The 13,942-nt window shown below is 67.7% G+C and carries 6 protein-coding genes; all 6 read right to left on the bottom strand.

What is annotated here, in order from left to right; all coding sequences use genetic code 11:
• Nucleotides 1–928: S8 family serine peptidase (locus K2Z83_RS16275; RefSeq protein ID WP_220596247.1), on the bottom strand; the 928-nt coding region annotated here is incomplete at its 3' end.
• A gap of 185 nt (nt 929–1,113) precedes the next feature.
• A complete protein-coding gene (locus tag K2Z83_RS16280) occupies nt 1,114–1,599 on the bottom strand; it encodes a hypothetical protein (RefSeq protein WP_220596248.1) in 486 nt (161 codons plus the stop codon).
• Nucleotides 1,600–1,780: 181 nt separating this feature from the next.
• A complete protein-coding gene (locus tag K2Z83_RS16285; RefSeq protein ID WP_220596249.1) occupies nt 1,781–4,897 on the bottom strand; it encodes a multicopper oxidase domain-containing protein in 3,117 nt (1,038 codons plus the stop codon).
• A gap of 51 nt (nt 4,898–4,948) precedes the next feature.
• Nucleotides 4,949–6,373 (bottom strand): multicopper oxidase domain-containing protein, encoded by a 1,425-nt coding sequence (locus tag K2Z83_RS16290; RefSeq protein WP_220596250.1) that lies wholly within the window; start codon nt 6,371–6,373, stop codon nt 4,949–4,951.
• A 13-nt stretch (nt 6,374–6,386) separates the two neighbouring features.
• Complete coding sequence (locus tag K2Z83_RS16295; RefSeq protein WP_220596251.1) at nt 6,387–7,706, bottom strand: multicopper oxidase domain-containing protein; 1,320 nt, start codon at nt 7,704–7,706, stop codon at nt 6,387–6,389.
• A gap of 84 nt (nt 7,707–7,790) precedes the next feature.
• Nucleotides 7,791–13,892, bottom strand: coding sequence for a hypothetical protein (locus K2Z83_RS16300; protein WP_220596252.1), 6,102 nt, complete (start codon nt 13,890–13,892; stop codon nt 7,791–7,793).
• Nucleotides 13,893–13,942: the final 50 nt, after the last annotated feature.

The following is a 13,942-nucleotide window of genomic DNA, read 5'->3' on the forward strand; positions in this document are numbered from 1 at the left end:
AGTTATTGACCACATCGGGCGCATCGTCGGTGTTCGGGTCGCCGTCCGGGTCGAGCAGCCACTGAAAGGCCGCGTGGATGGCGCTCTCCGTCGCATCGCCGTTATCATCGAAGATCTTGGCCGCGATCCACGTCGCATCTGGGGCGACGCCGACCGAGTACACCGTGTTCGTGGCGCTATCTACCATCACATCGCCGCCAACCATCAGGCCCATCACCTGCGTGCCGTGGCCTTTGAACTCGAGCGAGGAGCTGGTAATATCTGCGGGGGTCGTGTGCTGGCCGTATGGGTCAAACCAGCTGCTCGCGTCGCTCCCGGGCCGCCGCTTCGCCGACAGGTCTGGGTGATCGCCTTGCACGCCGGTGTCCATACTCGCCACAACCATGCCCTGCCCCGTGAAGCCGAGGGACCACAGATCGGGTGCCTTGATTTTGGTCAGGTTATCGGTGACGGTTACGGCGTCCAGGGAGGGCGAGAGGACCGGGGCGAGATTCGCGCGGAAGGAGGCGTCGGTCGCCACGCGGGCCACGCCGGGGACGCGCGCGATCTGCTGGATCGTCGCGGTGTCGGCGGTGATGGCGATGGCGTTGATGGCCCAGAGCACGGTGAAGGAGGCGACGCGACCCTGAGACTGGAGCTGCGTCAGCGTCGCGCGTAGCTTGGCCTGCGACGCGTCGGCCCGGGCATGGAGCTGGCGCAGCAGGCTGGCCCGTCGCTCGGCGCGGGTGGCCCCGCTCGCCGCCTGGAGGGCCGGCTGGCCGTCGAAGGAGACGATCACCGAAGACTGGGCGGCGTCTGGGTCGGGCGGCGACCAGGCCACAGCCACCGGGGCGCTGACGGGCCGGGCCGAGGCTGGGGGGGGGCGAAGGGTGGTCAGCATGGCCAGCAGCGCCAGAGTCAGCAGCGCGATGCGCAGGATGTGGCTCATCGGAGCGCCTCATGTAGTAGGTCGTGCATCATAATACCGACTGTAGCACACCATCCTGTTGGGGGGATGTCGGGGAGGCACCGCCTTCATCACAATTTTTTTATGTTTGGCGCGGGCAGATTCGCCGCCGAGCGCGGCCGCGCCACCCCCGGCATGGCAAGCAGGGACGCAGCGCGCTGCCGTCCCTACCGCACCGGCACATCATTCAGCGTCAGGTCGCCCACGCGCACCACCACCCGGTCGCCGGAGCGCAGGGAGTTCCTAATATTGGTATAGAGCAGGTAGTAGGTTGTGCCGGCCTCAAGGCGCTGGCCGTGGCGGTGGGCCGCGCCGCGCTGGTCGAGCACGAGGCCGTTGCCGGCGATGATCGTCGGCAGGCTCTCGATGCTATCGGTCATCAGGGAGGCCTTGTCGGGGTCGATCACGGTGTAGCGCAGGTCGAGCAGGCCATTATCGGCGATCAGGGCCACCATCGAGATGCGCACGCCGTACTTGGCCTCGATCTCGGCGCTGACCGGCATGGGGGCCATGCGGTCGGAGAGAGAGACGGGGCTCTGGGATCGCTGCTGCTGCCAGAGCAGGGAGCCGGCGATCAGCAGCGCGCCGAGGATGACCGCGACGACGGGCATCGAGAGCTGGCGGGCCGGGTTGGGCATCTTCAGCGTTGCCATCGAGATTTTCTCCAGATCTATTTGGGGTTGGGGCGCAGCAGCGTGGCGCTGCTGCGCCCTTACGGGTCGGGGCGCAGCAGCGCGGCGCTGCTGCGCCCTTACGGGTTGGGGCGCAGCAGCGTGGCGCTGCTGCGCCCTTACAGACGGGGAGGGCTCCCCTCCCCGTCTGTGGCCGTCCGTGCTAGTTCGCGCCGGCGCCGATCATCGTGTTGCGCGTGGTCTTGAACTCGTCCAGGTAGATGTTGGTGTTGGATGTGCCGCTGGTCTGCGGGCCGAGCCGCAGCGTGTTCACGGTGTAGGCGCTGGTCAGCAGGCTGTTCAGCGGCGTCGCGGCGACCCCGTTGACGTAGAGCTGGAACTGCGTGCTCGCGCCGTTCGCCCAGGCCATCTCGATGTAGTTCGAGCCGTTCGTGATGGACTGCCAGGTCGTGCTCGATGTCCCGTTGGCCCGCGCCACGGACGCCCGCACCTGGTAGGTGTTCGTGCCCGTCCGCCGCAGATCAAGGCGGAAGGCCTCGGTCTGCACGCCGCTCACATCGCCCAGCGCCTTGAAGATGGTCTTCGCGCCGGTGCCGAAGTTCTGGCTGTGCGGGTTGAGGTAGAAGCGCACGTGAAGCTGCGTCTCCGTGGCCGGCAGGGACTGCTCCACGTAGTTGTTGGCGCTGCTGCCGGTGCCGAAGGCGGCCTGCAGGCCGCGGGCCGTGCCGGCCATCGCCGCCGTCGCGTTCACCTGTAGCCGCGAGCTGGTGGTGGTGCTCTTCGAGGTCCAGCCCCAGGTGCTGTTCGTGGCGCCCGTCTCGAAGTTGTTGGCGAACGCCGAGTCGCCCACCGAGAAGCTCAGGCTCTGCGTGCTGCTGTTGCCCGCCGCGTCGGTGACGGTCACCAACACCGTGGCGCTGTCGCCCGAGACCATGCCGGTCGTGCTGATCCCGGACTGGGCGGTGCCGTTGACCAGGGTCATCGACACCTGGGCGCCGCCGTTCACGCGGTAGGAGACGCTCGCGATGCCGTTTGCGTCGGTCGGAGTGACGGTCAGGCCGACCGCCGTGCCCACGGACACCGAGCTAGCGCTCAGCACGGCCCCGGTCGTCGGCGCAGTCTTATCGATGGTGTAGGCCTCGCTGGGCACGCTCGCGCCGCCCAGCGCATTGCCGGCCTGGTCGCTGATCGTGATGCCGACAGCCTTGCTCAGGCCAAGCGCGCCGCTGCCAATACCGGTGCTCACAGTCACCGTGTACTTGAGGCCGCTGCCGCTGACGGCCGTGACGGCCGCGCCGCTCAGGACGCCGGTCGGGCTGAAGTCGGCGATATCGACGCCGGTGACGATCTCAGAGAAGGTCACGTCGAACTGCACGCTGGCCGCGTTGGTGATCGGGGTGGCCTCATTGGTGCGGACGATGCTGTTCAGCGTCGGCGCGGTCGTGTCGGTCGTGCCGCCCGTGCCGCCGCCGCCCGTGCCGCCCGTGCTACCCGTGCCGCCGGCGGTGATGAAGGTGAGCATGCCGCCCATCCCGTTCACGCCAGCCGAGCCGTGGGCCGGCATCGCCGAGTCGTAGAGGGCGTACACGGTGCCATCATTCACGTTGGCCGGCACCGTCACCAGGCTGTCCATCGTCTGGCCGGCGCCCAGGGTCTTGGCGAACAGCGACGAGCTGATCGGCAGGGTCCCGGCGTCGTCGGCGATCACCGTCTGGCGCAGGCCCAGCACGCCGATCGAGTGGAAGCGGATGCCCGCGTTCACCTGGCGCAGCAGCACCGTGTGGCCCTCCTGGGTCGGGATGGCGTCGGTGCTCGGGTAGACCTTGCCGTTGATCAGCAGGTAGACCGGGCTGAAGTGCTCAAGGACGAAGGTGTCCGGGCTGGCGTTGAAGTTCGGGTCGATCTCGCTGTAGACCAGCACGGCCTCGTCATCGTAGCCGTGGCCGTAGGCAGTGCTGCCCGCCTCGCGCACCACCAGGGCGCCGGCGAGGCCCATGGCGATCTGGCGCGGGCCGCTGCCGGTCAGGATGCCGGCCTGGTAGATGTAGGTGCCGGCCGGCAGGCTGGCGAAGGTGTAGACCTTCGTGCCGCCGCTGGCCGCCGCGCCGCTGGCGTCGGCCGCGCCGCCCAGGCCGGGGATCTGGATCGAGGTGGCCTCGCCCAGGTTGTTGGTCAGGTTGATCGTCAGGTCCTCGCCAGCGTTGGCGTAGAGCGTCGGGCCGACCGCGCCGGGGGTGCCGCTGGCGCTATCGGTGTAGCTCCAGACCGGGATGGGGTTGGCGGTGCCGGGCAGGCTGATCGCCCCGATCTGCGCCCAGAGGTTGCAGGTGCGGGCGTTGCCGCTCAGCGCGCAGCCGTCGGCCAGGGCCGCGACGACATCGAAGGCGGCCGTGGCGGCCGTGGCCGCGCTGTAGTTGACATCGCCGGCCTGCTCGGCGGTCACGGTGCAGGTGCCGACATCAACCAGGGTGATCATGTCGCCGCTGATCGTGCAGACGGTGGGCGGGTCGGCGGTAAAGGTCACCGCCAGGCCCGAGCTGGCCGTCGCCGCGACGGCGAAGTCGGCGCTGCCGAGGGCCTTGTTCGCCAGGGGGGCGAGGCTGATCGTCTGGCTCGCCGGGGCGATCGAGACGACCTGCTGGGCCGTGGCGGCGGTGAAGGCCGTGGTGGCGGCGGTGTCGGCCTGCACCGTGCAGTCGCCCGCGCCGCTCGTGCTGAAGGTCGCCCCGCTGACCAGGGAGCAGGGGCCGCTCACGGCGCTGTAGGTCAGCGCGCCGTTCGAGTTGGTCGTGGTCGAGACGGTGAAGTTGCCGCCCAGGTAGGTCGGCGCCGGCGCCGCGCCGAAGGTGATCGTCCCGGTCTGCTGGACGGCCGCGCCCACGGTCAGGGTGCCGCCCACGTTCTGGATGTCGGTGCCGCTGCCACTGCGCTGCGCGCGAACGGTGAAGTTCCGCGCGGCGGCCGGCGTCGCCGCCGAGGTATTGATCGTCAGGGTAGATGTGCGCGTGCTTGCGCCATTCCAGTTGGTCAGCGAAGCGGGCGAGAATGAAGCCGTGACCCCCGCCGGCGTCCCGCCCGACCAGATGATGCTCAGGTTCGCGGTCGAGTTGTTGTTCTGCGTGTTCTTTGTCACCGATACCAGATAGGTGACAGAGCCGGGCGTGCCGGCGGTGAGTGTGGCCGAGGGCGCGCCCAGGGTGATCGCCGTGAGCCTAGCAGCCGGCGCGGCCTCGGCCTGCCGCACACCGGTGCCAAGGCTCAGGGCGAGCATGGCCACTGCCAGCAGCGCGGCGGTGAGATATCGTGCGAAGAGACGCATATCCTACTCCCTTACAGGCGTCGGCGCTTCAGACCGACGCCGGGTTATGCTTTACTGCTGCGGGCAGCTGTTGGGCGTCGGCGGGTCGATCCGGGTGTAGGTGGCCTGGCCGCTGAGCGTGATGCCGCCCCAGCTGGTCATCTGCTGCAGGGCGTGGTTGTGGGCGATGTGGTAGTACTCGCCGCACTGGCTGTAGCCCTCGCCGCCGGGGGGCAGCGCGCCGGAGCTGCCCAGGTAGGGGCTGCCGCTCCAGTAGGGTCCAACCGTCAGGTTCGCCGTCTGCGGCACCGTCACCGGGATGGGGTTGCTGGCGCTGTAGTTGTTATCGTCCTGCCAGTCGAAGGTGATGTCCCAGGTCTGGCCGGGGCCGACGGGGATCGAGAACTTATAGGTGCTCAGGTCCGCCCCGCTCGCGTTCACCAGCGCCCGGCCGTCGCGGCCGATCACCAGCGAGTCGTTGCCGTGCGGGTGGAAGGGGTAGTCCTGGGTGCCAGCGCCCACGTAGCGCACCAGGGCCGGGTAGGGGTCGCTGGCGCTCTTGGCGTGGATGTGGACCAGGGCGCTGTAGGGCTGGTTGGGCAGCCAGGGCACCAGGTTGTCGGCCAGGGTGTCGGGGAAGGAGCGCCCGTTGATCAGGAAGTAGCGCGCCACATAGCCCTGCATGTCGAAGGCCTGCGGGTTATGCTCGCCCGTGCTCATCCAGTTGATGAAGTCGGCCTCGTAGGCCTGGTGCATAAACGGGTCGATCTCCGAGAGGATCTCGACGTTCTCGTGGGCCGGGTTGTAGGCGCTGTCCGCGCGGTTGTAGGCGTAGGCCACCTGCGTCTCATCGCCCGAGCCGATATCGTAGGTGTAGCCGAAGCCCGCGTTGCTGGGGCGCACGATGATCGTGCCGAACATGCCCATCTGCACCTGCACGCCGGCGTTGGTGCCGCTCTCGTAGATGTAGGTGCCGGGCTCGCTGGCCAGGAAGCTGTACTCCATCGTGCCGCCGGCCGTCACATTGCCGCCGGAGCCCGAGGCCGCCGAGGCAACCGGGGCCAGCGAGGTCATCGCGCCGGAGATAAACACCGGCTGCGAGGGGAAGCCACCGGCCTGGACGTTATCCTGGCCGGGGAAGATCAGCGAGGTGTCCTCGGGCAGCATGTTGTGCAGCCGGATGGTCAGGGTGTCGCCCTGGTTCACGCAGAGGATCGGGCCGGGGTACTGGTAGTGCTCGGCCGCCGTGGCGGCGTCGGCGGTCCAATCGCCGTTGGCGTAGCCCCACATGTGGATGGCGTTGCCGTCCGACATCGTCACATAGCCGATCGTCGCCGTCAGGTCGAACATGGTCGGGTCGCCGTTGGTGCTGGTGCTACAGACCACCCCGTTGCGCGGGATGGCGGTCGACTGGGCCTGCGCGGTGCCGCGCTGCGCGACCGAGACCAGCAGTATCGCGAGGGCCGCCAGGATGGCGGGGAGCAATCGTCGCTTCATATCAGTACTCCGTTTACGCGAGGGAGGAGAGGTCGTTCGGGCCGACCTGCACAGCCGGGATGGCGTTCGAGCTCGCCGAGTAGACACGCACCTCGGTCATCTGTCCGCCCAGGCCCGCACCGCCGTTGTTGCTGATGCCCTGGATGTTGCGGTTGTAGAGCAGGTAGGTGTCGTAGCCGGCGCCGCCGCTGTGGGCCGGGGCCTCGAAGATCGCATCGACGCTCTCGCCCGGGCCAACCTGGGCGGTGCTCGTCTCGTACGAGCCGTCGGCGTCGGTCTTGCCGCGCAGCTGGGTCGCGTCCAGGCCCACCACCCGCATGCGGATGCCGGCCAGGGTCATCGAGGCCTTGGTGAAGCCCAGGTTGATCAGGCGCAGCAGCACCCGCTCACCCTCCTTGCAGTGCACCACCGCGCTGTAGGGCTGGTCGCGCAGGTCGCCGGGGACGCCGTTGGTCGGCGCGCCCACCGCAGCGCCGTTCGGCAGCAGGGTGTCCGGGTAGACCCGGCCGTTGATCAGGTAGAAGTCGGCCTTGTAGTCGGTCCAGTCCGGCAGCTGGATGTGGGCGTCGTCCCAGTGCGACTCGTTCCACACCTCGCTCAGGAAGATCACATACTCGCGGTTGTAGCCGGTGCTGCCGTCGCCATCGTTGTAGGCGAACTTCGTAAACGTCTTGCCGCCGTGCGTGTGCGCGGTGCCGTTCTGGGCCGGGCGCACCACCACCGGGCCGACCATGCCCATGTGGACGTGCTCGGTATCCTCGAAGTGGCAGTGGTACATATAGGTGCCGGGCTCGTAGGGCTTGTAGGAGTAGTCGAAGACGCGCCCGATCGGCACGGCGATCGAGGTGCTCGGCTCGCCGTCGAACATCGGGATGACATTCTGGAAGCCGTGCCAGTGGACGGTGTGCGAGTCGACCAGGTCGGGGCGGACGGCCAGGCCCAGGTTGGTCAGCCGCACGACCGCGCTCTCGTTCTCGTCGAAGTACATCATCGGCGCGCAGGACTGGGCCTTCTGCTTGAAGCCCAGCACGTCGGCCGAGACGGGCGGGTCGGCCGTCTTATAGGCGCTCACGTTGGCGAAGCCGAACATGTAGCTCGTCTTGCCGGTCGGCGCCCAGGGGTCCGGGTAGAAGTGGGTGTTGCCGGTGCCGGGAAAGCTGGCCCAGCCATCGGTGCCGGCCAGGTAGTACTTCGGCGTGATGGTCGTGGCCGCCTGGGCCACCGGGCTGAGGTGCCCGGCCCGGCTGCTGAGGAAGAGCTGGGCCCCGGCCGCCCCGGCCGCCGCACCCAGGCCGAGCTTGAGGAAGCCTCGGCGCGAGAGTCGCTTGCTCATAGGATCTCCTATAGGAATTGCAGATTTTAGATTTTAGATTTTAGATTGCAATCTAAAATCTAAAATCTAAAATCTAAAATCAGACTACGGCAGGGTCTGGGCGCTGAAGTTGTCGACGCGGGCACCGCTCGGCAGGTAGATGCCGATCCGACCGCCGCTGGTGCCGTAGCTCCAGGAGTTGCCGCCCGAGGTCGGGATGCTCACGTGGCCCAGGTAGGTGGTGGTGGCCCCGCTGGTCTTCCACACATCCACCGAGCCGTCGGCGTTCGCCACGGCGCTCAGGGTGTCGCCGTTGGCGAAGCTGCCGGCCAGCGTGCCACGCGTGGTGTAGGTGGGGTTGTTGTTGCTGCCGTTGATCGTCGTCGCAACCACCACCTGCCCGCCGCTGTTGGTCTCGTAGCGCACGCGGATGAAGCGCGACGGCGAGGACGATGAGCCGCTGCTGGCCTTCATGTACAGGGCCGTGCCCGTCGCCGGCGTGCTGGCGAAGGTGAATGCCGCGCCCTGGGTGGCCCCGAAGTTGCTGCCCGTGCCGTTCCAGATCGCCTGGCCGGTGCTGTTGGCGGACGCCTGCTGGTTGTTCACGCGCAGGTTGCTGTTCGGCTGGCTCCAGTTGTTGCCCAGGCCAAAGTTGCTGTTGTTCCGGTTGAAGTTATCGCGCAGCGTCAGGCTCGGCAGGGTCGGGTCGGTGGCACCACCGCCGCCGCCGCCCGTCCCGCCGACCAGCTCGTCAGCGCCGGCGTCGGGGTTGCCCGTGCGGGTGTCGCCGTCGATGTCCGTCGTCGGGGCGCTGCGCCCGCTCTTCGATGCCGCGCCCATATTGATCGCCGGCGAGCCGGCCGCCAGGTGGTAGTTGCCCAGCAGGTTCGGCGGCAGGTCCACCGCAACCAGGGTCTGGCCCGTGCCCGCGCCGGGCATCACGCGCCAGGGCAGCACCAGCAGGCTCACGTCATAGGTCGGGTCGACCACCAGGGACTTCAGGGCCAGCGTGTGCGAGACGTTAAAGCTGCTGACCAGCTTGTTCGAGGTGTCGGTGTTGTAGCGGCCAGTGCTATCGCTGTCGAGCACCGAGTTGGTCGGGCTCAGCAGATCGCCGCCGTTGCCGCCCATCACGCCGATGTCCCAGTAGTTGATCGGCGTGGTGTCGTTGGCCGCGCCGATGCCGGTCAGGTCGCTGCCGTTGAAGGCGCCGGCCCGGTTGTCGGCGAAGATGTTGTTGAACAGCAGCGGGTTGCCGAACGTCGTGGAGCCGCCAGGCAGGATGGCCTGGAGCTGGTCGCTGTTCGCGCCGGTGCTCAGGCCGGCCGCCGCCGGGGTCCCGTCGCTGGTCACCGCCGTGGCCGTGGTGATGTTCTTCATCACGGTGTTGTTGTAGAAGCGGACGTTCGGCGCGTCGTCGATGGCCACACCGGCACCCTCGTGGGTGGCGATGTTGTTGACGATCATGTTGTTGTAGACGTTGTAGGTGTAGGTGCCGGCCATCAGGAGGCGCAGGCCGCCGCCGTCATCGTTGGACAGGTTGCCCTGGATGAGGTTGTTGTAGACATCGACGTTGCCGGCGCCCTTCGCGCCGTTGGCCGTGCCATAGTTGGCGGCCGGGTCGCTCGGCAGCTCGCCGGCGATCATCACCGCGCCACCCTCATCGTAGGAGCGGTTGAAGTAGATCCGGTTGTCGTGGATCTTGCCGCCCGTGCTCAGGCCGTAGTGGCCGATCGCGCCGCCGTACTCGGCCGAGAAGTTGCCACAGATATCGTTGTAGCCGACATCGTAGCTGTTCGAGCCCGAGAAGAGGCCGACCGCGCCGGCCAGGTTCGTCCCGCCGTTGGCGATGATCCGGTTGTGCAGGATCGACGCGTTGTTGGTGCGGCCGTTATTGGCCAGGCCAGGCAGGTTCGGCGAGCTGATGCGGATCGCGCCGCCGTAGGCCCCGCCGTTCGCCTGGAAGATGTTGTTCGTCACACCCAGGTAGTCCACATAGGAGTTGGCGTAGAGGCCGCCGCCCTGGGTCTCAACATTCACCGGGGCGCCCGTGGGCAGGCCGTAGATCTCAGAGACATTGCCCGGGAAGCCCTGCTGGTTGCCGCCCTGGATGGTGAAGCCGTCCACCACCAGCGGGTGGCCCGAGGTGTAGGTGTTCGTCCGCGGGGCGACCGCGGTGATCACCGCGCCCTCGTAGATGGTCTGGTTGCCCAGCCAGCCAGCGGCGAAGAGCTGCGCGGCCCGCGTGCGCCAGGTGTTCGCCATCGCGGTGTCGCCCACAAAGGCCCCGCCGTCGATGATCGAGCCGTCCACCGTGGTGGTGCCGCCCACCGTGATCGCGTTGCCATCGGCGTCGGTGTAGACGCCGCCGGGGCCGACGCCCTGCAGGCTCAGCGGCTGGCTGATCAGCAGGTTCTCGAAGTAGGCCAGCTGCGGGTTGTAGGTCGGGTTGGTGCTGTCGGGCACGCCGCCGGGGTAGACCACGATCAGCGGGTAGCTGGACACCAAGTTGTTGCCGGGCTCGCCGGGCAGCCGCAGGTTGCGGTCGGTGCGGTTGATCGCGGCCTGGATGGTGGCGTAGGGCTTGCCGGGGCCAACCTCCAGCAGCGTCGGGTTGTAGACGCCGTTCTGCAGCACGTGGATGGTCAGGCCGTTCACCTGGCTCATCCCGCTCGTGCCGTTCTTGATGCTCAGCTGCCACTGGCCCGGCAGCATCTGGTTATTCGGCAGAATACCGTTAGACGCAGGCAGCGTCACCACGATCTGGTTGTTCGTCCAGCTGGTGACCGTCGGCGTGCGCACTTCGGCGAAGCCGTTGCTGTTGGTGCGGCTGAAGGTCAGGGTGCCAGCTGTGCCGAAGCCCTGGCCCTTGATCGTCAGGGTGCGGTCGCCGATGGTGTTGGCGCTGTTCTCGAAGTGGACGTAGGGCTTGTCCACCGCGAAGAGCTGCGGCTGGGCCGTGGCGGTGTTGTTGTCCAGGCGGCAGCTGACCGGGTAGCTGATCTGCGAGCCGGGGGCCTGGATGCTCACGCCGATCTGGGTCGGGGCCAGGTCGGCCGGCTCGATATCGCCGGGGAAGATCTCGAAGGTCGCCGAGATCGTCCGCAGCTGCGGGTTATAGTTCGGGTTCAGCCGGCCGGGGATGCCCGGGTCGTTGCCCACAATCCGGTACAGGTTCGCGCAGACACCGGTGGGCGTCGGGCAGCTAATCGTCGTGGTCGAGGGCAGCAGCACCTCGAAGACGCCGTTCGGGTCGGAGGTGATCGTGCGCACCAGCCGGTTAGCGTAGTCGTAGATGCCGATCGGGGAGTTGGCCACGCCGGCCTTCTCGCCGAACAGCAGGTCCTGCGGGTTCGACGACAGGTTCAGGTCGTCCACGATGTAGCCGAACCAGCGGCCCGGCAGGGGCACCGGGGTGAAGAGGCCGAAGCTGGGGGCGATCGACTTGCCGTTGCTCAGCGTCACCAGCTTGGTGTCGCAGAGCGGCTTCTGCTGGCCCTCGAAGGGGCTGCCGCCAATCGCGGCGAAGTCGGGGTTGACCACAGCGTCGTCGCCGTCGCCCTGGAAGGCCGGGTTCAGCGTCACCTCATCGTCAAGGAACTTCAGGTTGCCGGCCGCATCAATGCCGGCCACGTCCACCGTGTGCAGCTTGCCGGCGCAGGCCGGCGGGGCCGCCTGGGGCGTGTAGGAGTCGCCGGTGAAGACGTTGATGTCCTCCTCGCGGGTCGGCGTGTAGATCGGGCGGCCGGAGTACGGGTCGTTGGGGATCTCCACCTCGACCAGGTAGTCGCCGGCGAGCAGCGGATTGCCGTTGGCATCCTCGGTGAAGCCGTAGTTACCGTCCACCGCCGCATACTCGGTGCCGAACTGGGTGCCGACCATCGGACCCTCGACGCAGTCGCGGCCGGCGCCATCGTTCAGCGGCAGGGCCTGGAAGAAGCCCGGGTCGAGCGGCGCGCCGTCCGGCCCACGGGCCACACAGTCGGTCGGCCGAACCCAGCTCTCGGTGTCCGTCGTGTTGAGCAGGGGGCCGTGCTTCAGCGAGCCGTCGGCGAGGGCCACGTAGGAGCCGGAGCCGGTCGGGTTGGCCACGCAGCGCTCACCCGGCTGCAAGGTGTAGCCGACGCAAGAGACCGGCTTGTAGAGGTTCACCGTCAGCCCGGGGATGCCGACCTGCCAGTTCTCAACGGCCAGCTCGCGCGGGTTCAGCTCGTTGCGGGTGGTGTCGTAGCTGACCGTGCCGACGATGCCGCCGTTGTGCGGGACCTCAACCGTGTTGTTCGTCCCCGGCACATACTTGGCGAAGGGCAGGGCGTTGTAGCGCTGCACGGCCCAGTCGAGGTGGCCGTTCTGGCCGATGATCGTCAGGAAGTTCACGTCCACGCCAGCGCCATCGATATGGCTCTTCACATAGCTGGTCGGGTCGTTCGGGTTCGAGAGCGGGCTATTGTCGGCCCAGTAGGTCGCGCCGGTGGTGTAGTAGGTGTCGGAGTAGGCCTCGATCACAATCCACGCCGTCAGCGGGTAGACCGAGTCCATGACGTAGTTGCCGGTGGCGTCGGTGACGGCGCCCTGGTTGCCGCGGTCGATCACCGAGTTGGTGCGCCGCTTCACGGCCAGCGGGAAGCCCGAGAGGCCGGGCTCGGTGTCCTGGCAGTAGCCGTCGTAGTTGGTGTCCGAGCAGACCCGGCCGCTCAGGTGGGCGTACCAGGCCGTCAGGTGCAGCTGGCCCACGTCGGTGATCTGGCCGTTCTTCACATCGACCTGCTGCCAGTCAAGCAGATACAGCTGGTCGGTGTCCCACCAGCTGATCTGGTAGGTGCCGTCGGGCACGTGGGGCACGTAGAAGTTGCCCTGGGCGTCGCCCTGGCCGACCCAGACAGTCTGGTCGCCGTTGTTCAGGTCGGAGATGGCGACCCAGGGGTTCTCGATCGGCTTATCTTCTTTGGCGCCGCTCAGGCCGGCCCAGATCGAGCCGGAGTAGGGGATGCCGCCAACGCCGGGGGTGTAGACGGTCACCGCCATAACGCTGCCCTTGATGCCGCCGGTGGCGGCGGGGGCGATCCCGTTCTGCGGGTTGGCGGTGGGCTGCACAAAGCCGAAGGGCACCCAGGGGAAGGGCTCTCCAGCCACCGCGAACTCGGTGTCGTAGCCGGTGGAGCCCTCCTGCACCCAGACGTCCCAGTCGTGGTTGCCCTCAAGGGTGGCAGTCTGGATCCAGGTCTGGCCGTCGGGCGGGGTGGCCAGCATGGTGTAGCGGTTCGGCCCCATGTTGGGGATGGCCACCTGGCCGGCGAGCAGCGGCGAGTTGGCCGGGTCGCCCAGGTCGGGGGCGGTGCCATCGCTGCTGTAGAGGCAGCCGTTCAGCTGCTGCGGGCCGGGCTCGTCAGTGTTCGGGCTGCCGTCGCTGTTCAGAGTCGGGTAGGTGGAGCAGATCGGGTTGCCGAACACATCGTTGGTGATCTCACCGAGGGTGTCGTTCACCGTGAGGCGGAGGCCGGCCAGGCCGGGCTGGTCGCCGGCCTCGCCGGGGGCGCCGGGGGTGCCGGTGATGCCCATCTCGGCGGGCAGGTCGGGCTGGCCGTTGGTCGAGCGGTTGTCGTTGAACACCACCGCGCGCAGGGTCGCCGTCGGCAGGTCGTAGGTGTTCATCTGGACGACAACCTGCTCGCCCTCCTGGAGCGGCATGGTGAACCAGGCGCCATCGATCTTGTAGCCGGCGGCGGTAACCGAGATCATGTAGTTGCCGGCGGGCAGGCCATTCGGGAAGCCGATACCGCCGGCGAAGACGCCGTTGGCATCGAAGTCCGCGGCGCTGCCCTGGGTCACGATCGGGGCGTAGCCGCTCTGCGTCTTGATCGAGGTCCAGTCGCAGCCAGCCGGGTAGTCGGGGTTGGTGGCCTTAGCGCAGAGGTCGCGCGACTGCGTGTTGTTGCCGACGTTATCCTCGACGATCAGGAACTGAAAGTCCGGCAGCCGCACCGGATTAGCGTTCGGGTGCTTCGGATCGATCCCCTCGACGATGAAGTTCACCGTGGGATCATTGAGATTGGGATTCGTCGTAACGGCACGATCCCACTTCAGCAGGTTCGTCGTGGCGGCGTGGGCCACGGGCGGGCTGCCGAGTGAGGGCAGCGCGGCCACGGCCATGGCCAGCATGAGCAGCAGGCTGAAGAGCCGGAGCTGCTTTGTTCGTGTTGCGGGCATTGATTCCCCCTAAACCTTCAGAGACAACAGCATCCCTGCCGAGCGCCCTG

This window comes from Oscillochloris sp. ZM17-4, from assembly GCF_019599295.1.
Lineage (GTDB): Bacteria > Chloroflexota > Chloroflexia > Chloroflexales > Chloroflexaceae > Oscillochloris.